Origin of the sequence: Pseudomonas sp. FW305-25 (assembly GCF_017351415.1) — a bacterium.
In the GTDB taxonomy this organism is placed as follows: domain Bacteria; phylum Pseudomonadota; class Gammaproteobacteria; order Pseudomonadales; family Pseudomonadaceae; genus Aquipseudomonas; species Aquipseudomonas chlororaphis.
This window is the reverse complement of sequence record NZ_JACNDE010000003.1, coordinates 175,035-200,422: the sequence shown is the minus strand read 5'-3', so window position 1 is coordinate 200,422 and position 25,388 is coordinate 175,035. Positions and strand designations below refer to the sequence as shown.

Annotated in this window: 20 protein-coding genes; 4 read left to right on the top strand and 16 right to left on the bottom strand. The window is 61.8% G+C overall.

Annotated elements, in window-relative coordinates:
* Positions 1-330: 330 nt before the first annotated feature.
* On the bottom strand, positions 331-2,604 hold the full coding sequence (locus J4E58_RS04905) for a TonB-dependent siderophore receptor (RefSeq protein ID WP_087091234.1): 2,274 nt from the start codon (positions 2,602-2,604) through the stop codon (positions 331-333).
* Between the two features lie 206 nt (positions 2,605-2,810).
* Here J4E58_RS04905 and J4E58_RS04900 point away from each other — a divergent pair, with 206 nt between their 5' ends.
* Complete coding sequence (locus J4E58_RS04900; RefSeq protein ID WP_009042146.1) at positions 2,811-3,491, top strand: Fe2+-dependent dioxygenase; 681 nt, start codon at positions 2,811-2,813, stop codon at positions 3,489-3,491.
* 3 nt (positions 3,492-3,494) lie between these two features.
* Entirely contained in the window at positions 3,495-4,277 is a 783-nt protein-coding gene (locus tag J4E58_RS04895) for a tetratricopeptide repeat protein (protein WP_087091235.1), read from the top strand.
* A 166-nt stretch (positions 4,278-4,443) separates the two neighbouring features.
* On the opposite strand, the gene J4E58_RS04890 is transcribed toward J4E58_RS04895, so the two are convergent.
* The 5 genes from J4E58_RS04890 to J4E58_RS04870 form a co-directional block, all read right to left on the bottom strand.
* Positions 4,444-5,607 carry a type III PLP-dependent enzyme gene (locus tag J4E58_RS04890; RefSeq protein ID WP_007923836.1) on the bottom strand — a complete coding sequence of 388 codons (1,164 nt, stop codon included), beginning with the start codon at positions 5,605-5,607 and terminating at the stop codon, positions 4,444-4,446.
* A gap of 711 nt (positions 5,608-6,318) precedes the next feature.
* The gene (locus tag J4E58_RS04885) at positions 6,319-7,476 is read right to left on the bottom strand and encodes a betaine/proline/choline family ABC transporter ATP-binding protein (RefSeq protein WP_007923834.1); all 1,158 of its coding nucleotides are present in this window, start codon (positions 7,474-7,476) and stop codon (positions 6,319-6,321) included.
* Complete coding sequence (locus J4E58_RS04880; RefSeq protein WP_087091236.1) at positions 7,473-8,126, bottom strand: ABC transporter permease; 654 nt, start codon at positions 8,124-8,126, stop codon at positions 7,473-7,475. The genes J4E58_RS04885 and J4E58_RS04880 overlap by 4 nt, the downstream gene beginning before the upstream one ends.
* Before the next feature lie 14 nt (positions 8,127-8,140).
* Positions 8,141-9,034: a glycine betaine ABC transporter substrate-binding protein gene (locus J4E58_RS04875; protein WP_087091237.1), complete on the bottom strand. Its 894-nt coding sequence runs from the start codon at positions 9,032-9,034 to the stop codon at positions 8,141-8,143.
* A gap of 20 nt (positions 9,035-9,054) precedes the next feature.
* On the bottom strand, positions 9,055-9,771 hold the full coding sequence (locus J4E58_RS04870) for an ABC transporter permease (protein ID WP_009042154.1): 717 nt from the start codon (positions 9,769-9,771) through the stop codon (positions 9,055-9,057).
* A 520-nt stretch (positions 9,772-10,291) separates the two neighbouring features.
* Here J4E58_RS04870 and J4E58_RS04865 point away from each other — a divergent pair.
* Positions 10,292-11,875, top strand: a complete 1,584-nt coding sequence (locus J4E58_RS04865; RefSeq protein ID WP_007923830.1) for a peptide chain release factor 3 — start codon at positions 10,292-10,294, stop codon at positions 11,873-11,875.
* A 255-nt stretch (positions 11,876-12,130) separates the two neighbouring features.
* Here the strand turns inward: J4E58_RS04865 and J4E58_RS32185 are convergent, their stop codons facing one another.
* Entirely contained in the window at positions 12,131-13,123 is a 993-nt protein-coding gene (locus J4E58_RS32185) for a fimbrial protein (protein WP_371858167.1), read from the bottom strand.
* 558 nt (positions 13,124-13,681) lie between these two features.
* On the opposite strand from J4E58_RS32185, the gene J4E58_RS04855 reads away from it, so the two are divergent.
* On the top strand, positions 13,682-13,942 hold the full coding sequence (locus tag J4E58_RS04855) for a hypothetical protein (RefSeq protein ID WP_007927024.1): 261 nt from the start codon (positions 13,682-13,684) through the stop codon (positions 13,940-13,942).
* Positions 13,943-14,059: 117 nt separating this feature from the next.
* On the opposite strand, the gene J4E58_RS04850 is transcribed toward J4E58_RS04855, so the two are convergent.
* The 9 genes from J4E58_RS04850 to J4E58_RS04810 form a co-directional block, all read right to left on the bottom strand.
* The gene (locus J4E58_RS04850) at positions 14,060-15,031 is read right to left on the bottom strand and encodes a peptide ABC transporter ATP-binding protein (RefSeq protein WP_009042157.1); all 972 of its coding nucleotides are present in this window, start codon (positions 15,029-15,031) and stop codon (positions 14,060-14,062) included.
* Positions 15,031-15,999, bottom strand: coding sequence for an ABC transporter ATP-binding protein (locus J4E58_RS04845; RefSeq protein ID WP_009042158.1), 969 nt, complete (start codon positions 15,997-15,999; stop codon positions 15,031-15,033). Before J4E58_RS04845 ends, J4E58_RS04850 begins: the two co-directional genes overlap by 1 nt.
* Positions 16,000-16,009: 10 nt before the next feature.
* On the bottom strand, positions 16,010-16,936 hold the full coding sequence (locus J4E58_RS04840) for an ABC transporter permease subunit (RefSeq protein WP_007927027.1): 927 nt from the start codon (positions 16,934-16,936) through the stop codon (positions 16,010-16,012).
* An 11-nt stretch (positions 16,937-16,947) separates the two neighbouring features.
* Positions 16,948-17,958: an ABC transporter permease subunit gene (locus tag J4E58_RS04835; protein WP_007927028.1), complete on the bottom strand. Its 1,011-nt coding sequence runs from the start codon at positions 17,956-17,958 to the stop codon at positions 16,948-16,950.
* Between the two features lie 73 nt (positions 17,959-18,031).
* Positions 18,032-19,627 (bottom strand): ABC transporter substrate-binding protein, encoded by a 1,596-nt coding sequence (locus J4E58_RS04830; RefSeq protein WP_087091238.1) that lies wholly within the window; start codon positions 19,625-19,627, stop codon positions 18,032-18,034.
* Between the two features lie 82 nt (positions 19,628-19,709).
* Positions 19,710-21,110 carry an OprD family porin gene (locus J4E58_RS04825; RefSeq protein WP_053259633.1) on the bottom strand — a complete coding sequence of 467 codons (1,401 nt, stop codon included), beginning with the start codon at positions 21,108-21,110 and terminating at the stop codon, positions 19,710-19,712.
* A gap of 172 nt (positions 21,111-21,282) precedes the next feature.
* Entirely contained in the window at positions 21,283-22,884 is a 1,602-nt protein-coding gene (locus tag J4E58_RS04820; protein ID WP_053259634.1) for an ABC transporter substrate-binding protein, read from the bottom strand.
* A 305-nt stretch (positions 22,885-23,189) separates the two neighbouring features.
* Positions 23,190-24,815, bottom strand: coding sequence for an ABC transporter substrate-binding protein (locus tag J4E58_RS04815; RefSeq protein WP_087091239.1), 1,626 nt, complete (start codon positions 24,813-24,815; stop codon positions 23,190-23,192).
* Positions 24,816-24,928: 113 nt separating this feature from the next.
* On the bottom strand, positions 24,929-25,366 hold the full coding sequence (locus tag J4E58_RS04810) for a hypothetical protein (RefSeq protein WP_087091240.1): 438 nt from the start codon (positions 25,364-25,366) through the stop codon (positions 24,929-24,931).
* Positions 25,367-25,388: the final 22 nt, after the last annotated feature.

Sequence of the window (25,388 nt, the reverse complement as noted above, 5' to 3'; positions counted from 1 at the left end):
AACATTCTTTCTTACGCACAAAAGCCCCACTTGCCGAAACAGGTGGGGCTCATGCGTTTGTAGCCGCTGCCGAAGGCTGCGATAGGACCGCAGGTCCTCCAGCGATCTTGAGATCCTGCGCTCCCCTGCGGCAGCGGCTACAGGTCCACCGTGTAGCCGCTGCCGAGCCCTGGCGAGGCTGCGATCGGCTTGGGCGGCATTCCGACGCAGCAGTCGCCAAACCCGACGCCCGTACAGGTCAGGCATACCGCAGCGCCAGCTTTGCGGGGCTTCGCCCCGATCGCAGCCTGCGGCAGCGGCTACAGGTGAAACCCGCCGCGTTCCACCTCGTCAGAAGTGGAAGTTGGTGGTGAACAAGGCGGTACGGCCGGCTGCCTGGTTGGCAAAGTGCGCCGAGTAGGCTTTGTCGTAGTAGGTCTTGTCGGTCAGGTTCTGCACGTTCAACTGCAGGTCGACGTTCTTGCTCAGCTTGTAGCTGGCCATGGCGTCGTAGCGGGTGTAGGACGGCACATACACGGTGTTGCCGGCATCGCCATACACCTCGTCGACATAGAACGCACCGCCGCCGACGGTCAGCTTTGGCAACACTTCATAAGTGGTCCACAGGCTGAAGCTGTTTTTCGGCGTGTTCGGCATTTCATTGCCTTTGTTCGAACCGGCGCTGACGACCCCGTTACGCCCGTTGAGGCCGGCGTCCACCAGCTCGCTTTTCAGGTAGCTGTAGCCGGCGAAGACTTGCCACTTGTCGGTGATCTTGCCGCTGGCCGACAGCTCCAGGCCGTCGACGCGGGACTCACCGGCGTTCTGGTAGGTCAGGGCGTCCACCAGGATGCGGGTGTTTTTCTTCTCGGTACGGAACACCGCGGCGGTCAGGGACAGGCGATCGTTGAACACGTCCCACTTGGTGCCCAGCTCGTAGTTGACGGTTTCTTCCGGTTGCAGATCGCTGACGCTGGCGCCGGCGGACAGCGGGTTGCCGTCCGCGCCTTCACCCACCAGGCCGCCCGCTGGCGAGGCCGAGGTGGCGTAGGAAGCATAAACGCTGCCGTTGTCCGTCGGTTTCCACACCAGGCCGGCCTGCCAGTTCCAGAACTGGCTGTCGTCCTTGATCTTGGTGCGCCCAGTGGCGGTGTCGGTATTGGCCACGGTGTCGAAGGTGTCGTAGCGCAGGCCGACGTTGAGCAGCCATTGCGGATCGAGCTCGATGGTGTCGAACACATAGGCCGCGCGGCTGGTGGCTTTAGTGTTGGTGCCGTAGTAGTTGCGGCTGATGTCGCCGGTCCAGGCATCGTCCGGGTTCGGATTGCTCAGCGAGGTGCAGCTGGGGATGCTGCCCGGATTACAGACCTTGGCGGTGTTGCCGGCGATGTTGTAGCTGCTGACGCGAGTCTCTTCGCCAGTGAACTCAAGGCCCGTGGAGTAGTTGTGCTTGAAGCCCAAGGCCTGGAATTCGCCGAACAGGTCGGTCTGGTTGGTGGTGGTTTCGGTGGTGGACACCCGCGAGTTGGCGCGACGCCACACGGTGCCGTACTTGTTGACGTTGAACTTGCTGTCGTCCGGCTGGGTGAGGATGTAGTCCTGGCCGGTGTTGCCATGACGCAGGGTGTTTTTCAGCGTCATGTTGTCGTTCAGGTCGTGCTCGATGGAGACGGTGCTGATGTCCGCGCGTGTCTTGCGGAAGTCCCGATCCTTCAAGCCATAGAAGTTGTCGCTGTCGCCGCCGTCGGTGGGTTTGTCGTGCTTGTGGGCGGTGGCGCTGGCCGAGCTGTAGCCGTAGGGAATGCCCGAATCCGGCAGGTCGTCGCTTTCCATGTGGTAGTAGCTGAAGTTGACGCGGGTCGGGGTGCCCAGGCCGAAGGTCAGGGACGGTGCCACGCCCCAGCGGTCGTAGTTGACGGCGTCGCGACCGGCCACGTTCTGCTCGTGGCTCATCAGGTTCAGGCGAAAGGCGGCGCTGTCGAGGAACTGGCGGTTGACGTCCAGCACATAACGGCGGGTCTGGTCGGAACCGTAGGTGAAGCCGCCATTGAGGAAGTCTTGCTGCTTGGGCGTCTTGCTCACCAGGTTGAGGCTGCCGCCGGCCGAGCCGCGACCGCCGAAGGAGGAGTTGGGCCCCTTGCTGACTTCGATCGATTCGATGTCGAAGATCTCGCGGCTCTGGCCGCCGGTATCGCGCACGCCATCGAGGTAGGTGTCGCCCTGGGCATCGAAGCCACGGATGAACGGACGGTCGCCTTGCGGGTTGCCGCCTTCGCCGGCGCCGAAAGTAATGCCCGGCACGGTGCGCAGCGCATCCTGCAGCGAGGTGGCGGCGGTGTCCTTGAGCACTTGTTGAGGCACCACGGTGACCGAGCGCGGCGTGTTGACCAGCGGCGCGGTGTACTTTTGCGACGAGGCTTTTTCGACCTGGTAGGACGTCTGGTCCTGAGCTTCACCGGTGATGCTGGTGGCGTCCAGGGAAATGGCATTGCCGGCGGCTTTCTTCTCGGTGTTTTCCGCGGCAAAAGCCATATGGGCTGCGGAGCCGGCGGTGATCGCCACGCCAATCGCAGACGCCAGCAGGCGTGGTGAACCGAGCGGTAATTGTGGTGGTTGGCGCGACATGGTGATTCCCCTCCCCAAGGATTTGAGGCGGCGGAATATAAGGCGAACAAGTCTATGTATCAATTGCGAAATATTGCTATTCGCGCGGAATTTACATTCTTTACAATTTCGCTTTACGGTTTTTACGTTTTCATTCGTCTGCGCATTTTACATTTGCAATAAGAATCAATATCATTTACACCCCCTTTGCTTTCAGGTATTGCCTCATGCTCCTGCATATTCCCGGCCTGTTCTCCCGTGAAGAAGTGCTGCGTATCCGTGAGGCCCTGGAGCAGGCGGACTGGGCCGACGGCAAGATCACCGCCGGTTACCAGTCGGCCAAGGCCAAGCACAACCTGCAACTGCCCGAAGGCCATCCGCTGGCCCAGGAGATTGGCGCGGCGATGCTCGAGCGCCTGTGGCAGCACCCGCGCTTCATGTCGGCGGCGCTGCCGCACAAGGTTTTCCCGCCGCTGCTCAACTGCTACACCGCCGGTGGCAGTTTCGACTTTCATATCGACAACGCCGTGCGCCAGCCCAAGGGCAGCGTCGAGCGGGTGCGGACCGACCTGTCGTCGACCCTGTTTTTCAGCGACCCGGAGGACTACGACGGCGGCGAGCTGGAAATCCAGGACACCTTCGGCACCCAGCGGGTGAAGCTGCCGGCCGGCGACATGGTGCTGTACCCGGGCACCAGCCTGCACAAGGTCAACGCGGTCACCCGCGGCACCCGTTACGCGTCGTTCTTCTGGACCCAGAGCCTGGTGCGCGAAGACAGCCAGCGCGCCCTGCTGTTCGAGATGGACGAGGCGATCCAGCAACTGACCCGGGACATGCCGGAGCATCCGTCGCTGATCCGCCTGACCGGCACCTACCACAACCTGTTGCGTCGCTGGGTCGAGGTGTAAGCCGTGAGTTTCCAGTTACGCCGCGAGGAAGTCCTCGACGGCGAGCAACTGCGCGCCATGCTCGAACAGAGCCCGGCCCGGGCCGCCCAGGCGATCCTGCTGGCGGCCGGGGAGGGCGTGCCGGATGCCCAGGCGCTGCTCGGGCAGATCCTGCTCGATGGCCTGGGCATCGAGCGCGACCAGGCGCTGGCGCTGCGCTGGTTTGCGATCGCCGCCAAGGGCGGGCAGCTGATGGCGCGCAACATGCTGGGGCGTTGCCACGAGCATGGCTGGGGCTGCGAGGCCGATGCCCAGGCCGCCGCCGGGCATTATCGCCAGGCCGCCGAAGCCGGGCTGGACTGGGCGCTGTACAACTACGCCAACCTGCTGGCCACCGGTCGCGGGGTCGCTGAAAACCAGGCCCTGGCCTTGAGCTGCTACCAGCGGGCGGCCGCCATGGGCCACGCCAAATCCATGAACCTGTTGGGCCGTTATCTGGAGGAGGGGCATCACTGCCCCAGGGATGTCGCGGCGGCCTGTGACTGGTATCGCCGTTCCGCCGAGGGCGGGGATTTTCGTGGGCAGTTCAGCCACGCCGCGGTGCTGGCCGATGCCGGGCGTATCGACGAGGCGCTGGGCTGGCTGGACCAGGCGTTGGCTGGCGGCAACCTGAATTTCCTGCGGGTCGCCCGCGGCGCCTTGTTGCAGGCTGCCCATCCACAGATCCGTGGCCTGGCCCTGGCGTATCACCAGCGCGCGGCGCAGTTGGGGGATGAAACCGATCGCGAGGCATTAGCCCAGCTGTAGCTTCTGTAGGAGCGAGGCTTGCCCGCGAAGGCGGCATCAAGGCCACCCCGGCCTTCGGCCTATCGCGAGCAAGCTTCGCTCCTACGGAGGCATTTTTTCAGTGTTTATCGCGCAGGCATAAAAAAGCCCATGACTGGTCATGGGCTTTTTCGTTGCGGCGTATCGCTTACACGTAGAAGGATTTCAGGGGCGGGAAGCCGTTGAATTCCACAGCGCTGTAGCTGGTGGTGTAGGCACCGGTGGACAGCCAGTACAGGCGGTCGCCGATGGCCAGGTTCAGCGGCAGGCCGTACTTGTAGTTCTCGTACATGATGTCGGCGCTGTCGCAGGTCGGGCCGGCGATTACCACTTCTTCCGTCTCGCCTTTCTTCTCGGTCCAGATCGGGAACTTGATGGCTTCGTCCATGGTTTCGATCAGGCCGGAGAACTTGCCCACGTCGGTGTAGATCCAGCGTTCCACGGCGGTCCGGGATTTACGCGCCACCAGCACCACTTCGCTGACCAGGATGCCGGCGTTGGCGATCAGCGAGCGGCCAGGCTCGAGGATGATTTCCGGCAGCTCGTCGCCGAAGTCTTCCTTGAGGAAGCGGATGATTTCCTCGGCGTAGGTTTCCAGGCTATTGGTCCGGGTGATGTAGTTGGCCGGGAAGCCGCCACCCATGTTGATCAGCTTGAGGTGGATGCCGTCTTCTTCCTTCAGGCGTTCGAAGATCACCTTGACCTTGGCGATCGCCGCGTCCCAGACGCTGATGTCGCGCTGTTGCGAACCCACGTGGAACGACACGCCGTAAGGCACCAGGCCCAGGTCGCGGGCGAGGATCAGCAGGTCCATGGCCATGTCAGTCTGGCAGCCGAATTTGCGCGACAGCGGCCAGTCAGCGGTGGTCGAGCCTTCGGTGAGGATGCGCACATAGACTTTCGAGCCCGGCGCGGCCTTGGCGATGTTGCGCAGGTCGGCTTCGGAGTCGGTGGCATACAGACGCACGCCCTTCTCGTAGAAGTAGCGGATGTCCTTGGATTTCTTGATGGTGTTGCCGTAGCTGATCTGGTCCGGGCTGACACCGCGGCCCAGCACCTTGTCCAGCTCGTAGATCGAGGCGATGTCGAAGTTCGAACCTTTTTCCCGCAGCAGGTCGATGATTTCGACGGCCGGGTTGGCCTTTACCGCGTAGTAGACCTTGGCGAACTCGAAACCGGCCCGCAGGTCATCGTAGGCCTGGGCGATCATCTGGGTGTCGATCACCACGAACGGGGTTTCTTGCTTGTCGGCGAACGCCTTCATTTTCTGAAAGGTTTCGCGCGCGAAATAGTCTTCGACCTGAATCGACATACCTGGGAGCTCCTAATGGCAAACGGGTAAAAACAATGGGTGCAAATGAACGTCCTCCGTATCCCCACTTTGGTTCGCCTACTTCCCAAGGCATTGCCGCCGAAAGCAAAAAGGCCACCCAGATCGTTTGAGAGCTACTGCGTGCTGTGCGCCTTCGGCGCTACGCGAGCAATACTGCGTTGGGAAGAGGCTCGGAATGCTCATTTACAACCAGTAAACTCCGCTTCCTCGCCTCTTCCCGCCTTGTCTTGCCTGCGCTCGCTACGCTCTCAAACGATCTGCAAAAGGTTTCCCTATGGCCTTGCTGTCTCGTCGTCAGTACTTGAGCCGGATGGATCGTTTCCAGCATGGACGTTCGGCGCGAACTTTAGGGCGTGAGGGGCCTGAGATCAACAAAAAATGTCGCGTTTTTGCACGCGTTCGTCGCGTGCTCCGAGCCAGTCATTTATGTAACCGACCCAGATGACAGGCTGATGTTCCCCAGGGTGGGGAATCCGTGGCGTGAGGCGCCCGGTTCCCGGTCGAGTGCGGGCTGGTGTCGCGAGGTACTGTAGCCGCTGCCGAGGCACGAGGCTGCGATCGACTGAGAAGCAGGCGCTGACCCGGCACCTCGGTATATCAGGGCACCGAGGGCAGGGGGCACGGCCGCTTTGCGGCCGATCGCAGCCTCATTCTTCGGCAGCGGCTACAAGATCGGGCCGATGCGGCAGGTCAGGCCAATGCAGTCTCGGCCGGCGAGACGATGTTGGTCTTCATGCCGCGCGAGCGCCCGGAGCTGAGGTAGGCGGCAATCGATTCCTGGGTCACTTCGCCGAGGAACACCCGCTCGGCATCCAGCACCGGCAGCCACGAACGGTTGAATTCGTACATCCGCGACAGCAGGATCCGCAGGTGTTCGTCGTAGGCGGCGGTGGCGTTGAATTCGCGCAGGTACTGGGCGCAGGTGCCGGCCTGGCGGTGCAGGTCGCGGCGGCGCACATACCCCAGGGCTTTGTTGTCGGCGCAGGTCACCACCAGGTAGCGGCGGTCGTGTTCGTCCATCAGTTCCAGGGCGTCGGCCACCGGGGTTTCCGGGCTCACCGACGGCGCGTTGTCGGCGGCGTCCTCGGCCTTCACCAGCAGCAGGCGCTTGAGGGTGCTGTCCTGGCCGACGAAGTTGCTGACGAACTCGTCCGCCGGATGGGCCAGCAGGGTATCTGGATGGTCGATCTGCAACAGCTTGCCGGCGCGGAAGATGGCGATCTTGTCGCCGAGCTTGATGGCTTCGTCGATGTCGTGGCTGACCATGATCACGGTCTTGTTCAGCGCCCGCTGCATCTCGAAGAACTCGTTCTGGATCATCTCGCGGTTGATCGGGTCGACCGCGCCGAAAGGTTCGTCCATCAGCAGCAACGGCGCATCGGCCGCCAGCGCGCGGATCACGCCGATCCGCTGTTGTTGGCCTCCCGACAGCTCCCGTGGGTAGCGATGCAGATATTGCTTGGGTTCGAGCTTGATCATGCTCATCAGCTCGCGGGCGCGGTCATGGCATTTCTGCTTGTCCCAACCCAGCAGCTTAGGCACCACCACAATGTTTTCCTCGATGGTCATGTTGGGGAACAGGCCGATCTGCTGGATCACGTAGCCGATGTTGCGGCGCAGGGTCACTTCGTCCAGGCCGGTGGTGTCTTCGCCATTGATCAGCACCTTGCCCGAGGTCGGCATGATCAGGCGGTTGATCATCTTCAGCGTGGTGCTTTTGCCGCAGCCCGATGGCCCAAGGAACACACAGATTTCGCCTTCATTGACGGTCAGGCTTACGGAGTCAACGGCGGTGATGGTCTTGCCGTTGCTTTGGAAGGTCTTGGTCAGGTTTTGAAGTTCGATCATTTGAGCAGTCCTTTTGGAGTCAAGGAGCGTTGCAGCCATTGCAGAAGCAGGTCGGCGAAGATGGCCAGGAGGCTGACCAGCACCGCGCCGACGATCAGCATCGACATGTCGCTGCGGCTGATGGAAGCAAGAATGAGCACACCCAGGCCGCCGGCACCGATGGTGGCGGCGATGGTCATGACGCCGATGTTCATCACCACGGCGGTGCGTACGCCGGCGAGGATCACCGGCACGGCGATCGGCAACTCGACCATGCGCAGGCGCTGGCCGAAGGTCATGCCGATGCCGCGGGCGGCTTCGCGAATCCCCGGCTCGACGCCGGTCAGCGCCAGGTAGGTGTTACGCATGATCGGCAACAGGGAGTAGAGGAACACCGCGGTGATCGCCGGCAGCGGCCCCAGGCCCTGGCCGAACCTGGAGTAGAACGGCAGCAGCAGGCCGAACAGGGCGATCGACGGGATGGTCAGCAGCACGGTGGCGCTGGCTTGCAGTGGGCCGGCCAGGGTCGGGAAGCGGGTCATCAGGATGCCCAGGGGTACGCCGAAGAGGATCGCCAGGGTCACGGCGATGCCCACCAGGGTGATGTGCTGCCAGGTCAGCTGGATGACTTGCTGCCAGTCGAGATGGGAAAAGGCGTTGAGAAATTCCATGGCTCTTTCCTCCCTCAATTCAGTGGATGCTGGCGCAGGAAATCTGCGGCAACGGCGGATGGGCTTTCATGGTCGACGTCGACCCGGGCGTTGAGCTGGCGCATGGTTTCGTCGTCGAACAGTTCGGCCAGCGGCTTGAGGTCGGCGGCCAGTTGCGGGTGGGCGTCGAGGTAGGCCTGGCGCACCACGGGGGCCGCGGTGTAGTCGGGGAAGTAATGCAGGTCGTCGTTGAGCAATTTCAGGTTGAAGGCGTTGAGCCGGCCGTCGGTGGTGTAGACCAGGCCGGCGAACACCTGGCCGTTGCGCAGGGCGGTGTAGACCAGCCCGGCGTCCATCTGCCGGATGTTCTTGCGGGTCAGGTCCATGCCGTACAGCTTGACCATGCCTTGCAGGCCGTCGGAGCGGTTGGCGAACTCGGTGTCCAGGGCGATCAGGTGGTGGTCCTGGCGTTCGGCGTCGAGGACGTGTTTCAGGTCGCTGACGCTATTGATTTGCGGGTATGCGTCCGCGACGTTTTTCGGCAGGGCCAGGGCGTAGGTATTGCTGAATTTCGACGGGGTCAGCCAGACCAGGCCTTTTTTCCCGTCGAGTTCCTTGACCCGCTCATAGGACTGTTGGCTGTCGAGTTTTTCCATCACGTGGTTGTACGCCACCAGGGACACCCCGGTGTATTCCCAGAGCATGTCCAGTTGCCCGCTTTCGTGGGCGCTGCGTGCCAGGTTGCTGCCCAGGCCGCCGGTGACCCGGGTGTCGTAGCCCTTGCCGCGCAGGTACTGCGAGGTGATTTCCGCCAGCAGCGTCTGCTCGGTGAAGACCCGGGCGCCGATGCGGATCACGGGTTTTTGCGCGGCCTGGGCAATTCCCGCGCACAGCAGGACGCAGCCTATGATCAAAGCTATTTTTTTCATGTGAATTCCTTCGCGCAGGCTTAAGACGGGCGCAGGCCGCGTTCCAGCCAGAGGCGGCTGGCCAGTGTCACCAGGCCGTCGAGCAGCAGCGCCAGCAAGGCGGTGCAGGCCGCGCCGAGCAGCAGTTGCGGCTGATTGTTCAGGGCGATGCCGGGGAAGATCAGGCTGCCAAGGCTGTTGGCGCCGATCAGGAAGGCCAGCGGCGCGGTACCGACGTTGATCGCCAGGGCCACGCGCACGCCACCGATGATGATCGGCACGGCGTTGGGCAGCTCGACTTTCCACAGCACCTGGCGCGGCGTCATGCCGATGCCGACGGCGGCTTCCTTGAGGGAACCCTGGACGTTTTTCAGGCCTTCGTAGGTGTTGCGCACGATGGGCAGCAAGGAGGCGAGGAACAAGGCGAAGATGGCCGGCCCGCTGCCGATGCCGAGGATCCCCAGGGCGATGGCCAGGACGGCCAGGGGAGGGACGGTGTTACCGATGTTGAACACCTGCATGAAGCGCTCGGCACGCCCGACCATTTGCGGTCGGCTGAGGAAGATGCCGGCGGGTATCCCCACCACGAGGGCGGCGAACATTGAAGCGAGTACCAGGTACAGATGGGCTTGCAGGTAAAACAACAGATCGTCGCGGTAGTGTTCGATCGTACTGATGCCGATCCAGTGGACCAGCAGGGCCAGGAGAGCGATGACCGCCGCGCCTCCTATCAGCCCTTTGCCATAGCGAATAGCCACAGGCGGACTCCTTTTTCATGTCGGCGAGCATTCTTTCGTGTGGCAAGGCCATACCTGGCTGCCAAAAGAACGGTCGCGAGAAGCAGCTCGTCGCTGCGCTGGAAACAGCGCGGGATCGAGCCATACGCATAGCCTCGTCAGGCTAACTTGCTGATTTTTCTACCCCTGACGAAAGCTTGTAACAGGGGAGTGGACGCCTCCACCTTTTAAAAGGTTCCATATTTGGCAGCGTTTGGCCACCCTCAATCCCATAACTCCGATATCTCTGATACCTGGCATCTGTAGCCGCTGCCGAGCGCAGCGAGGCTGCGATCGGCGGCGCAGCCGTCGCAGAACCAGCCTCCTCGGCATACCTGACAGAGCAACATCGCATGCCGCCCAGCCTGATCGCAGCCTCGCGCTGCTCGGCAGCGGCTACAGGGCAAGGGTTGCAGGGGCGAGGGCCGAACGGTGGTCTGTGGAGCTTGCTTTGCGCTATACTCGCCGCCCTTTTTTTGAATCACCTGCCAGGCGATTTCCCATGACCAAACAGGCCGCCGAAGTCGCGAAACGCCGCACTTTCGCCATTATTTCCCACCCGGATGCGGGTAAAACCACCATCACCGAGAAGCTCTTGCTGATGGGCAAGGCGATTGCCGTTGCCGGTACGGTGAAGTCCCGCAAGTCCGACCGCCACGCCACCTCCGACTGGATGGAGATGGAGAAGCAGCGCGGTATTTCCATTACCACGTCGGTCATGCAGTTCCCTTATCGCGAACACATGATCAACCTGCTCGACACCCCGGGCCACGAAGACTTCTCGGAAGACACCTACCGCACCCTGACCGCGGTGGACTCGGCGCTGATGGTGCTCGACGGCGGTAAGGGCGTAGAGCCTCGGACCATCGCCCTGATGGATGTCTGCCGTCTGCGCGACACGCCGATCGTCAGCTTCATCAACAAACTCGACCGTGACATCCGCGACCCGATCGAACTGCTCGACGAAATCGAAGCGGTCCTGAAGATCAAGGCGGCGCCCATCACCTGGCCGATCGGTTGCTACCGTGACTTCAAGGGTGTGTACCACCTGGCGGGCGACTACATCATCGTCTACACCCCCGGCCACGGTCACGAGCGCACTGAAACCAAGATCATCGAGAAGCTCGATTCCGATGAAGCTCGCGCCCACCTGGGCGACGAGTACGAACGCTTCATCGAGCAGCTGGAGCTGGTGCAAGGCGCCTGCCATGAGTTCGACCAGCAGGCGTTCATGGACGGCCAGCTGACCCCGGTGTTTTTCGGTACCGCCCTGGGCAACTTCGGGGTCGACCACGTGCTCGACGCGGTTGTCGACTGGGCGCCGCTGCCGCTGGCGCGCGTGGCCAACGAGCGCACCGTGGAGCCGCAGGAAGAGAAGTTCACAGGCTTCGTGTTCAAGATCCAGGCGAACATGGACCCCAAGCACCGCGACCGTATCGCCTTCATGCGCATCTGCTCGGGCAAGTACGAGAAAGGCATGAAAATGCGCCACGTGCGCACCGGCAAGGACGTGCGCATCGGCGATGCGCTGACCTTCTTCTCCTCCGAGCGTGAACAGCTCGAAGAAGCCTACGCCGGCGACATCATCGGCTTGCACAACCACGGCACCATCCAGATCGGCGACACCTTCACCGAAGGCGAAGCCCTGGGCTTCACCGGTATCCCGCACTTCGCCCCGGAACTGTTCCGCCGCGTGCGCCTGAAGGACCCGCTGAAATCCAAGCAACTGCGCCAGGGCCTGCAACAGCTGGCCGAAGAAGGCGCGACCCAGGTGTTCTTCCCCGAGCGCAGCAACGACATCATCCTCGGCGCCGTCGGTGTGCTGCAGTTCGATGTGGTCGCCAGCCGCCTGAAAGAGGAATACAAGGTCGAGTGCTCCTACGAGCCGATTACCGTGTGGTCCGCGCGCTGGATCGATTGCAGCGACAAGAAGAAACTCGAGGAATTCTCCAACAAGGCCGTGGAAAACCTGGCACTGGATGGTGGCGGTCACCTGACCTACCTGGCCCCGACCCGGGTCAACCTGGCGCTGATGGAAGAGCGCTGGCCCGACGTGAAATTCCGCGCGACCCGCGAGCATCACTAAGGTCTGAGCGACGCCTCACCAAAAAGCCCCGCGGCCCAAACCGCGGGGTTTTTTATGTCCAGAACCTATCCATTCCCGTAGGAGCGAGGCTTGCCCGCGATAGCGTCCGCCCGGCCAATGAACCTCTCCCGGCAGAACCGCGGTGGCAGGTTTTGGGGCTGCTACGCAGCCCATCGCGAGCAATCGAGCGTCGACCGGCATGTGGCGTGCCTGTGAGGCGCGAAGCCAATCCCGCACGCTAGGGCGGGATCAGGCTCAGTTGTACACCAGCACGTAACTGACCACCGCATCGGCTTTACCGGCTTTCACCTCGCCACCGCTCGGGACGTAACGGGCCTGGCCAGCAAAATGGTAGACCTCGGCATCGGGTTGGCTCTGCTGCCAGTCAAGGTTGAGGGCCTGGCTCGGGGTGAACGGCAGCCGGGTACCCTTGCCGTTGGTGAGTTCGATGGCCGCGCCGCTGGCAACATGGCTTTGCCCGGCATCGTTGAACTTGAGCAGGCCATCGCTGGTGGTGGCGCCTTGGAAATAGATCTTGACCGGTGCCGGCTGGGTGGGGCGCAAGCCTTTGCAGTACACGTTCAAATTGAAGTTATGTGCCTGGGTGTTGCCTGTACGGATATTGGAGGCGGCGACTTTCCCCATGGGGACGATGAGGCTCTTGACCTGTGCTTCGCAGGCGCTGAAATAAATGCTGTTGGTCACGTTGGTCGTCAGGTTGGTACCGACAATCTTCATAGTAGGGGTTACACCGGTTACCCAGCGGTCGGAGCTCAAGCCGAATGAGATCGGGCCCTTGCCTACCGCGGCGCCGGTGCGGATGAAGTCTATGATCACGTGAGTGGGCATTTGCAGTGATATTGCAAATAATGATGTGCTCTCAAATGGAGGATATTTGACGCTTCCCCAGTTCGGTCTGTCAAAACCGATTCTGACTCCGACGCCTTCAACAGTGGTTTTGTATACGTTAGGCAGCCCAGCAGGCTCTAGACCAGTGACATTCAAGGTCATACCCCATTTTTCGCTACATCGGAGAGAGAAGTTCCAATTGTTAAAATTGATTGACTGCCGCGCCATGACTTGGCCGATTGGCGCTGGGGATAGGCTGGTGGTGCCTGCCAGCGGAGGTATTGTGAGTGTGCTTTCTGATGGCGGGAAATACTCCCAGTCACATTCGGCAAAAGCCGAATGGGCTCCGGCTAGCGTGGTAACCAGAGTCAATGCCGATAATATTTTCTTGAAGAGCATGGGGTACCTGTCTGGTCGCGAAATTGAGCGATGGAGTGCTTTCCCTTCCGTTCATTGAGAAGCAGGTTCGCGTCATCCATGGCGCTGCATGTTCTGCCCAACGATAGAGTTCGATGGTGTTGTGGGTGAGTTTCAGCCGGGGGGAGGAATGCTATCGATGCCGGGCATATCGATGAATAAGGTGAATCTGATTTGCGTGCAGGCGTTCTACGCGCAGTCCTGACTGTGCGCTATCCCAGTAGGAGCGAGGCTTGCCCGCGATAGCGCCGGTTCGGGCAATGACTTTCTCCCGGCAGAACGGCGTTGGCAGGTTTGGGGCTGCTGCGCAGCCCATCGCGAGCAAGCTCGCTCCTACAGAGGTGGTGGGATGGGCATAACCGCAGGTTTTAAGGCCTAGTCGAAAGCCGTCTATCCAGTGGGCGGATAGCTAGCTTCCTATCTGGAAAAGCGCTGGCTTCGGGGCTAGGTTTCAGGGGCAAGGTTTCATACGAAGCCGCGCCTTGCAGGTCAGGGCCTGTGGCCATCATTGATTCACCTACATAAAGGGACGGAATCAACATGAATGTCTTCCAACGGGGTGTGCTGTTGCTCAAGGTGCTGGTGCTGTTGTCGCTGGGCATGTCCGCGGCCTGGGCCGGCGACCAGGCCGCACGGGTGCCGGGTTTCTGGGGGCCGGGGCATTTGCAGAACGGGGTGCAGATGATCGCCAAGTCGGAATCCGAGCCGGGCGATCAGGGGCAGGGTGGTAGCGAGGGCGATGACGATTCGACCACCGACGAGCCGGACCCCGACAGCGACGACGAGGCTAGCCAGGGCTGAGCCAGGCTGGAGGAAAAAAGAAACCCCTCCTGCCGGACTGATGCGCAATCCGGTAGGAGGGGTTTGGTCAACACAGATGAGGCGCCGCGGGTCACCGCGGCGCCTTTTTTTGCCGGCTCAGCCGAGGAACTGTTCGGCGTAGTGGCAGGCCACCTGGCGGGTGTCGAGCAGGCGCAGGGCCGGCTCTTCGCTGCTGCAACGCTCGGTGGCGTATGGGCAGCGCTTGTGGAACGCACAGCCGGATGGCGGGTTCAGCGGGTTGGGCAATTCGCCGACGATCTTGATCTTCGGTTTGTCCGGGTCCGGGTGAATGGTCGGCGTGGCCGACAACAACGCCTGGGTGTAAGGGTGCAGCGGACGGGTGTAGATGTCCTCTTTCGGGCCCATTTCCACCGGCCGGCCGAGGTACATCACCATCACGTGGTCGGCGACGTGACGCACCACCGCCAGGTTGTGGGAGATGAACACGTAAGCGGTGTTGAACTCCTGCTGCAGGTCCATGAACAGGTTCAGCACCTGGGCCTGGATCGACACGTCGAGGGCCGAGGTCGGTTCGTCCGCCACCAGCACTTTCGGTTGCAGCATCATCGCCCGCGCCAGGGCGATACGCTGGCGTTGGCCGCCGGAGAACATGTGCGGGTAGCGCTGATAATGCTCGGGGCGCAGGCCCACCTGCTTCATCATCGCCTGGACCTTTTCCCGACGCTCGCTGGCCGACAGCTGGGTGTTGATCAGCAGCGGCTCGGCCAGTTGATCGCCGATCTTCTGCCGTGGGTTGAGCGAGGCGTAGGGGCTCTGGAACACCATCTGCACGTCTTTGCGCAGTTGCTTGCGCTGGGCCTTGTCGGCGCCGGCGACTTCCTGGCCGGCGATTTTCAAGGAGCCGGAAGACGGTTCTTCGATCAAGGTCAGGGCCCGGGCCAGGGTGGATTTGCCGCAGCCGGATTCACCGACCACTGCGAGGGTCTTGCCGGCTTCCAGCTCGAACGACACGCCGTTGAGGGCGCGCACGGTGGCGTGGCCCTTGAACAGGCCGCGGGACACTTCGTAGTGGCGGGTCAGGTTGCGGGCGGTAAGAACGACGGCCATTACGCCACCTCCTGATTCAGCGGGTAGAAGCAGCGGGCGAGGCTGGCGGCTTTCGGGTCGAGGCCTGGACGCTGCTGGCGGCAGTTTTCCTGCACGTACGGGCAGCGCGGCGAGAGCAGGCAACCTTGCGGACGGTCGTAGCGACCGGGAACGATGCCCGGCAACGTCGACAGGCGCGCAGCGCCCATGCTGTGCTCGGGAATCGCTGCCAGCAGCGCTTCGGTGTAGGGATGGGCGGGGATGTCGAACAACTCCGGCACCTGGCCCACTTCCACCGCTTGCCCGGCGTACATCACGCACACGCGCTGGGCGGTCTCGGCGACCACCGCCAGGTCGTGGGTGATCAGCACCAGGCCCATGTTCTGCTCGCGTTGCAGGTTGAGCAGCAGCTCCATGATCTGCGCCTGGATGGTCACGTCCAGGGCGGTGGTCGGTTCGTCGGCGATCAGCAGCTTCGGCTCGCCGGCAATCGCCATGGCAATCGCCACGCGCTGGCTCATGCCGCCGGACAGTTGGTGCGGGTAGGCGTCCATACGGCTGGCGGCGCCCGGGATCTCGACTTTTTCCAGCAGTTCGATGGCGCGCTTGCGGGCCGCCTTGCCGGACATCTTCAGGTGCAGGCGCAGCACTTCCTCGATCTGGAAGCCCACGGTGTAGCTCGGGTTCAGCGCGGTCATCGGGTCCTGGAACACCATGGCCAGGTCCTTGCCGACGATCTGCCGGCGTTGCCGGGCGCTGAGCTTGAGCATGTCCTTGCCGTCGAAGCTGAGGGCGTCGGCGGTGACGATGCCGGGATGCTCGATCAGCCCCATCAGCGCCATCATGGTCACGGACTTGCCGGAGCCGGATTCGCCAACGATGGCCAGGACTTCGCCCTTGTCCACGTTCAGGTCCAGGCCATCCACCACGGGAACGGCCTGGGCGTCGCCGAAGCGCACGTTGAGATTCTTGATTTCTAGCAGTGACATGGGAATCTCCTCAGGCGGCGTTCTTGAGTTTCGGGTCCAGCGCATCGCGCAGGCCGTCGCCCATCAGGTTGATTGCCAGCACGCTGAGCAAAATGGTCAGGCCGGGCAGGCTCACCACCCACCAGGCGCGTTCGATGTAGTCGCGGGCCGAGGCCAGCATGGTGCCCCACTCAGGGGTGGGCGGCTGGACGCCAAGGCCGAGGAAGCCCAGGGCCGCGGCATCGAGAATCGCCGAGGAGAAGCTCAGGGTCGCCTGGACGATCAGCGGCGCCATGCAGTTGGGCAGCACGGTGATGAACATCAGGCGCGGCAGGCCGGCACCGGCCAGGCGCGCGGCGGTCACGTAGTCGCGGTTGAGCTCGCCCATCACCGCGGCGCGGGTCAGGCGCACGTAGGACGGCAGGGACACCACGGCGATGGCAATCACGGTGTTGATCAGGCCTGGGCCGAGGATGGCGACGATCGCCACGGCCAGCAGCAGGGACGGCAGGGCCAGCATGATGTCCATCAGACGCATGATGGTCGGACCGAGCAGGCGCGGGAAGAAGCCGGCGAACAGGCCCAGGAGGATGCCCGGGATCAGCGACATGACCACCGACGACAGGCCGATCAGCAGCGACAGGCGCGAACCGGTGATCAGGCGCGACAGCAGGTCGCGGCCCAGTTCGTCGGTGCCGAGGATGAACTGCCATTGGCCGCCTTCGAGCCAGACCGGCGGGGTCAGCAGGAAGTCGCGGTATTGCTCGCTCGGGTTATGCGGGGCGACCCAGGGCGCGAAGATCGCGCAGAAAATCACCAGCAGCATGAACAGCAGGCCGGCCACCGCGCCCTTGTTGCGCGAGAAGGCCTGCCAGAATTCCTTGTACGGCGACGGGTACAGCAGGCTTTGATCCACGGCCACGGCGGATACGGCTACTGAGGAGGTTGGAGTGCTCATGAGTATTGTCCTCAGCGCTGGTGACGAATGCGTGGGTTGGCAAAGCCGTAGAGGATGTCCACCACGAAGTTGACCAGGATCACCAGGCAGGCGATCAACAGGATGCCGTTCTGCACCACGGGGTAGTCCCGGGCGCCGATGGCTTCGATCAGCCATTTGCCGATGCCGGGCCAGGAGAAGATGGTTTCGGTCAGGACCGCGCCGGCCAGCAGGGTGCCGACTTGCAGGCCGACCACGGTCAGCACCGGGATCAGCGCGTTGCGCAGGCCGTGCACGAACACCACGCGCGCCGGCGACAGGCCCTTGGCCTTGGCGGTGCGGATGTAGTCTTCGCGCAGCACTTCGAGCATCGAGGAACGGGTCATCCGCGCGATCACCGCCAGCGGAATGGTGCCAAGCACGATGGCCGGCAGGATCAGGTGGTGCAGGGCGTCGAAGAAGGCGCCGGTGTCATCGGCGAGCAGGGTGTCGATGAGCATGAAGCCGGTTTTCGGCTCGATGTCGTAGAGCAGGTCGAGCCGCCCGGAAACCGGGGTCCAGCCCAGGCTTACGGAGAAGAACATGATCAGGATCAGGCCCCACCAGAAGATCGGCATCGAATAGCCGGCAAGGGAGATGCCCATCACCCCGTGGTCGAACAGGGATCCTCGTTTCAGCGCGGCGATCACCCCGGCCAGCAGGCCGATCACGGCAGCGAACAGCATCGCGGCCGAGGCCAGTTCCAGGGTTGCGGGGAACAGGGAGGTGAACTCGCTCCACACACTCTCGCGAGTACGCAGGGATTCACCCAGGTCGCCCTGGGCGAGTTTGCCGATGTAGTCCAGGTACTGGGCATACAGCGGTTTGTTCAGACCAAGGCGTTCCATTGCCTGGGCATGCATCTCAGGGTCGACCCGGCGCTCGCCCATCATGACTTCCACGGGATCGCCGGGAATCATGCGAATCAATGCGAACGTCAGCAAGGTGATGCCGAAGAATGTGGGAATCAACAACCCCACACGGCGGGCAATAAAACTAAACATCTTCTGGTGTACCTCATCAGCCGGTTAGGCGTGTCCGGCACCCCTGGGGTCAGGGATGCCGGGCGTTTCTTATCTACTTCACCTGGGTGGTAGCGAAGTTGTTGGTGGTCAGGGGGCTCTGGTGGTAGCCCTCGACGTTCTTGCGCATTGCCGTGAACATTTTCGGATAGGCCATGGGGATCCAGGGTTGTTCCTTGTCGAAAATATCCTGGGCCTGTTCATAGAGTGCGGTCCGTTTGGCCGGCTCGGATTCGGCGCGGGCCTGATCGATCAGGCTCTGGAACGCTTTATTGCACCAGCGAGCGTAGTTTTCGCCGTTTTTGGCGGCCTCGCAACTGAGGTTGGGGGTCAGGAAGTTGTCCGGGTCCCCGTTATCCCCTGCCCAGCCGGCGGAAACCATGTCGTGCTCGCCGTTCTTGGCGCGCTTGAGCATCTCGCCCCATTCCATGACGCGGATATCGATCTTGAGGCCGATCTTCGCCAGGTCGGACTGCATCATCTGTGCGCCGAGCAGCGGGTTGGGGTTGGTCGGGCCACCGCCGTTGCGGGTGAACAGGGTGAAGACCGTGCCTTCCGGCACGCCGGCTTCCTTGATCAGGGCGCGGGCCTTGTCCAGGTCGCGGGCCGGGTTGCCCAGGCTGGTGTTGAAGCCCAGCAGGGTCGGCGGGTAGGGGCCGGTGCCGACCACCGCGTTGCCCTTGCCGTACAGGCTGTTGACGTAGGCTTCCTTGTCGAAGGCGATGTTGATGGCCTGACGGACACGCGGGTCGCTCATGTACTTCTTGGTGGTGTTCAGGGCCACGTAGCCCACGGTCATGGCGGCCAGGTCGTCGACCTTCAGGTTGGTGTCGGCCTTGATGCTCGGGATGTCGTCCGGCTTCGGATACAGGGCGACCTGGCACTCATTGGCCTTGAGCTTCTGCAGGCGCACGTTGTTGTCGGTGGTGATCGCCAGGATCAGCGCGTCGGCCGGCGGCTTGCCACGGAAGTAGTCCGGGTTGGCCTTGAACCGCACCTGGGCGTCCTTGGCGTAGCGCTGGAAGACGAACGGGCCGGTGCCGATCGGCTTGCTGTTCAGTTCGCCGGGCTTGCCGGCCTTGAGCAACTGGTCGGCGTATTCGGCCGGGAAGATCGAGGCGAAGGCCATGGCCACGTCGGCCAGGAACGGTGCTTCGCGACGGGTCAGGGTGAAGACCACGGTGTGGTCGTCGGTTTTCTCGACGCTTTTGAGCAGTTCCTTGAAACCCATGCTCTCGAAATAGGGGAAGCCCACGCTGGACTTGTCATGCCACGGGTGTTTTGGGTCCAGCTGACGCTGGAAGCTCCAGAGCACGTCGTCGGCGTTCATCTCGCGGGTCGGCTTGAAGTAATCGGTGCTGTGGAACTTGACGCCTTTGCGCAGGTGGAAGGTGTAGATCAGGCCGTCCGGGCTGATCTCCCAGGACTCGGCCAGGGCCGGCTCGATGTCCGTGGTGCCGGGCTTGAAGTCCACCAGGCGGTTGAAGATGGTTTCCGCCACCGCGTCGGCAGTGACTGCAGTCGTGTACTGGACCATATCGAAGCCTTCCGGGCTGGCTTCGGTACAGACCACCAAGGGCTTGGCCGAGACGCCTGCGGCGACGCTCAGCAGTGCGGCAGCGATGGCCGCTTTCAGGGGAAGCATTTTCATCTAGAACCCTCTGCAATCGGTTGAACCAGAGTAGCTGGAGTGGCGAATTCGTCATGAATTCGCCAACCAGCCGATGTGTTTTTTAGAGAATCTTGAACGGGATGGTGGTGACCAGGCGGAACTCGTTGATGTTGCCGTCGGCCTGGTTTTCGCTGGCGCGGTGGGTAGTGTAGGTCGCCCGGATCGCGGTTGCCTTCAGCGGACCGCTCTGGACTGCATAAGACGCGCCAATACCGTATTCGTAGTGGGTTTCGCCATCCATCAGGCTCAGGTCGCCGCGCTGGGCGCCTGGATCGGTGTAGGCGGTACCGCGGTAATGGGTACCGTCGATGCCCCAGCCGCGTGCCGAGTAGATGTTGAACTTCAGGCCTGGCACGCCGTATTCGGCCATGTTCAGACCGTAGGCGATCTGGAAGGACTTCTCGTTCGGGCCGTTGAAGTCCGAGAGCAGGGAGTTGGCCAGGTAGATACCGTTGGTTTCATGCAGGTAGTCGAAGTACTCGTTACCGTTCACTTGCTGGTAGGAGAAGGTCAGGCTGTGGGCCTGGTGAGTCAGGCCGAGCGACAGCGAGTAGGTGTCGTTGTCGATCTCGCCCATCAACTTCTTACCTTCGTCGACGGTCTTGTAGTAGTTCAGGCCGGTGGTCAGGCTCAGTACCTGGCTGTCACCCAGCTCGTGGGTGGCGCCGAAGTAGTACTGGTTCCAGAAGTCTTTGACGTTGGCGCCATACAGGCTGGTTTTCAGGCTCTTGAACGGCTGGTAGTTCACACCTGCGGTGTAGACCTTGTCGGTTTCCACGCCAGTGGCGGAGTACTCGGTGCGGAATTTCGACAGGCTCTGTTCGGTACGCGGCGAAACGCGATCGAAACCGGCCAGATCGAACGACAGGTTGTTGAACTCTTCGCTGTGCAGGCTCACACCTTCGAAACTCGAAGGCAGGGCACGGTTGCCGATGACGTCGACGATCGGCGTGCTGAAGTTCTGGCGACCGGCGGTCAGGGTGGTGTTGGAGACGCGGAACTTGACGTTGGCCAGGCCCAGTTTGCTCCACTGGCCGACAGCGTCGCCGTCGGAGTGGGTCAGGGTACGGTTGTTCTTGCCGGCGATGTCCTTGCGGTCACGATCCAACGCGATGGCGTTGTAGGCGGCCACCTCGGTGCTGACCCCGACAGTACCTTCGGTGAAGCCCGAGCTGTAGTTGAGGATGGTGCCCTGGACCCAGTTGATCCGGCGTGGGGTCGAAGTCGGCTGGCCGTTGTGGTTGTAGGAGAAGCGGTCGTCACGACGCTTCAGCTCGTTGGCGTACCAGTTGCGGGTCGTGCCCGACAGGCTCTGGCCTTCGACGAAGCCCTTGGCCTCCGCCTGGGCGCTGGTGCCGTTCAGTTCGGTCGGGACGAATTCCTGGCTCACGCTTTCCGCATGGGCCATGGCCGTGATGCTGCTGATGGCCAGGGCCAGTAACGCGGTGTTGCTCGGTTTCATGGGTGAAGCTCCTTTGCTTTCTTTATTTTTATGCCGGTCTTTTTGGGTTGACCGGCTTTTGCTTTACAACTCATTCAAGGCATCGCAAACGTTTGCATGAGGCTTGATCGCCGAATTCAGGCAACAGATTTGCGTGGGGGCGAATATCGCCCCCAGCGGCCTGGCTAATCATTTATTGGTCGATGCTGACGCCCGAGAACACGTTGCGGCCGAAGGGGCTGACCTTGAATCCTTCGACTTTGGCGCTCAACGGCTGGTTGACCGTCGAGTGGGCGACCGGGGTGATCGGTACCTGCTGCTTGAGCAACTGCTGGGCCTGTTGGTAGAGCACCGTGCGCTGTTCGCGATCGGTGACGATCTTGGCCTGCTTGATCAGCTTGTCGTACTGCGGGTCGCACCACATGGAGTAGTTGTTGCCGCCAATGGCGTCGCAGCTGTACAGGGTGCCGAGCCAGTTGTCCGGATCACCGTTGTCGCCGGTCCAGCCGATCAGGCTGATGTCGTGCTCGCCATTCTTGGTGCGCTTGATGTACTCGCCCCACTCGTAGCTGACGATCTTCACTTTCAGGCCGATTTTGCCCCAGTCGGACTGGAGCATTTCGGCCATCAGCTTGGCGTTGGGGTTGTAGGGACGTTGCACCGGCATGGCCCAGAGGGTGATTTCCGTGCCTTCCTTGACCCCGGCGGCCTTGAGCAGCTCACGGGCCTTTTGCGGGTTGTAGGCGGCGTCCTTGATGCTGGTGTCGTAGGACCACTGGGTCGGCGGCATGGCGTTGACCGCCAGCTGGCCGGCGCCCTGGTACACGGCGTTGAGGATGCCCTGCTTGTTCACCGCCATGTCCAGCGCCTGGCGCACTTCGAGCTGGTCGAAGGGCTTGTGGCGAACGTTGTAGGCGATATAGCCGAGGTTGAAGCCGGGCTTTTCGATCAGTTGCAGTTTCGGGTCTTTTTTCAGCGCTTCGACATCGGCCGGCCGTGGATGCAGGGTGATCTGGCATTCGCCGGCCTTGAGTTTCTGCACGCGCACCGAGGCATCGGTGTTGATGGCGAAAATCAGCTGGTCGAGCTTGACCCGGCTCGGGTCCCAGTACTGCTTGTTGGCGGTGTAGCGGATGTTCGAGTCTTTCTGGTAGCTCTTGAACACGAACGGCCCGGTGCCGATCGGCTTCTGGTTGATGTCGCTGGGTTTGCCGGCCTTGAGCAACTGGTCGGCATATTCGGCCGAGAGAATCGCGGCGAAGCTCATGGCGATGTTCTGGATGAACGCGGCGTCCACCGAGTTCAGGGTCATCACCACGGTCAACGGCCCGGTCTTCTCGACCTTGGCGATGTTCTTGTTCAGGCTCATCCCGTTGAAGTAGGGAAACTCGGTGGGGTAGGCCTTGCGGAAGGGCTGCTCGGGATCGAGCATGCGGTTGAAGGTGAAGAGCACGTCGTCGGCGTTGAAATCACGCGTCGGCTTGAAGTACGGCGTGGTATGGAACTTCACCCCTTCGCGCAGATGGAAAGTGTATTGCAGGCCGTCCGCGGAAATATCCCAGCGGGTGGCCAGGCCCGGCACCACATTGGTCGCGCCTTTTTCGAACTCCGCCAGGCGGTTGTACAGCGGCTCTGCCGCGTCGTTGTCGGTGGCGGTGGTGTATTGCGCGGTGTCGAAACCGGCCGGGCTGCCTTCGGAGCAGAACACCAGGCTGTTGCCGGCCGCCAGGCTGGCGGAGGTTGCGGTCAACAGGCCGGTGCCCAGCAGGGCGGATAAAACCAGGGAATGACGCATGACGATCCCTCTTCCTTTTTATTGTTTTGATCGATGAGCAGTCGCCCCATCCGGAGGCGGTCATGTCATTGATCCCAAGTCTCGCTTGCAGCAAATGCCGGGCAATGGATGCACCACTCCATGCTTTGACGGTAGGGGTCGCCGCATGGGTAGTAAATGCCAAAGAGCCTGAAAGACATGTAAGGAACTTCCGAAATGCCCGTACTCACCACGATGGGGCGCAGCAAGAGGAAGAGCGTTCGAGTTCCGGCAGTCCTGGCAGGTAAGGCAACGGCGACGTCAGCTGAGGTCGCCGTTGCAGACCCTTATTTGCTGATGCTGACGCCGTAGAACGAGTTCAGGCCAAAGGGGCTGATCTTGAAGTCCTGCACGTTGGCGCGCATGGGTTGGAACACCGTCGAGTGGGCGATAGGTGTCATCGGGACCTGGTCTTTGAGGAGGTGTTGCGCCTGCTTGTACAGCTCGGTGCGTTTGGCCACGTCCGGGGTGGCCTTGGCTTGCTTGATCAGTGCGTCGTACGGCTTGTCGCACCATTTGGAGAAGTTGTTGCCGTTCATGGCGTCGCAGCCGAACAGGGTGCCGAGCCAGTTGTCCGGGTCACCATTGTCGCCGCTCCAGCCGATGATCATCGCCTGGTTCTCGCCACCCTTGGAGCGCTTGATGTATTCGCCCCATTCGTAGCTGACGATGTTGACCTTCAGGCCGATCTTCGCCCAGTCGGACTGCAGCATTTCAGCCATCAGCTTGGCGTTCGGGTTGTACGGACGCTGCACCGGCATGGCCCACAGGGTGATCTGGGTGCCTTCCTTGATGCCGGCTTCCTTGAGCAGCGCCTTGGCTTTCTCGGGGTCGTACTTGGCATCCTTGATGGTGTCGTCATAGGACCACTGGGTCGGTGGCATGGCGTTGACCGCCAGCTGGCCCGCGCCCTGGTAGACCGAGTCGATGATCTGCTGCTTGTTCACCGCCATGTCCAGCGCCTGGCGGACCTTGAGGTCGGCCAGCGGGTTGGCGTCGGTGCGGCCCTTGAGCACAGGCATCACGTTGTAGGCGATGTAGCCGAGGTTGAAGCCGGCTTGCTGCGGCAGCTTGAGGGTCTTGTCCTCGCCCAGGGCCTTGAGGTCGGCCGGGCGCGGGAACAGGGTGACCTGGCATTCGTTCTTTTTCAGCTTCTGGATACGTACCGACGGGTCGGTGGTGATGGCGAAGATCAGGTTGTCGATCTTCACGTCTTCAGGCTTCCAGTACTCCTTGTTGCCGGTGTAACGGATGTTGGAGTCTTTCTGGTAGCTCTTGAACACGAACGGCCCGGTGCCGATCGGCTTCTGGTTGATGTCGCCCGGCTTGCCTTCCTTGAGCAGCTGGTCGGCGTACTCGGCGGACTGGATGGAGGCGAAGCTCATCGCCAGGTTCTGGATGAACGCGGCGTCTACGGTTTTCAGGGTGAACTTGACGGTCTTGTCGTCGACTTTCTCGACCTTGGTGATGTTGGTGTCCATCCCCATGTCGGTGAAGTAAGGGAATTCGGTGGGGTACGCCTTGCGGAACGGCATGTCCTTGTCGAGCATGCGGTTGAACGTGAAGAGCACGTCGTCGGCGTTGAAATCACGAGTCGGCTTGAAATACGGCGTGGTGTGGAACTTCACCCCATCGCGCAGATGGAAGGTGTAGGTCAGGCCATCGTCGGAAATGTCCCAACTGGTCGCCAGGCCAGGAATGACGGCGGTGCCGCCACGCTCAAACTGGCTGAGGCGGTTGAACAGGGTTTCTGCTGAGGCGTCGAAGTCGGTTCCGGTGGTGTACTGGCCTGGGTCGAAACCGGCCGGGCTCCCTTCGGAGCAGAACACCAGGTTAGTCGCCGCCTGGGCGAAGGGTGCGCTGGCGAGCAAGCCGGCGCTGACTAAAAGCGGAATGACTGCTTGTTTGAACATGGTTGCCTCATGATTTGTTGTCATTTTTGGTGTAGAGGGCGACCTTATGAGTCGACCCGCCGATACTAATGCAGGCCCCATACCCAATGCAAGATGCGGGGCCGTCACAAGTATCAAGGAGTGGAACGAACGTACAGGAATGACGCATTTGTATAAATATTGGCGCATTTGACCGTGTGCGCTGGTTTTTTCTGGTGCATGGGTTGCCTTCTTGCGGGGCATCCGGAGCGAGTCGTGCCTCCGCTTGGTGCGTCGCTGGGGCGGGTGTCGACCGGCTTCTGGTTGAGCCGCCTGTCCTTGCCTGCCTGGCGCAAGTGTTTGGCGCATTGGGTTGACCGGATGAAGTAGGACGGCTTGGTGAGGGAGGCCGTGGAGAACGGATGCCCGGGACCTTGCAGGCGATGGCGGGTGCACAGCACATCGTCGGCGGCGTTGACATTGTGGCTCGCAGTGAAGTTGTCACTGTGGAGGTTGCGGGTGGCGTGCGACAGTGGGATGCCGAGGATCAGCCTCGCTGTCTGCCAAACCTGGAGCGGAAAGGTCTTACGCATGCAAACCTCATTTTTTCTTTTT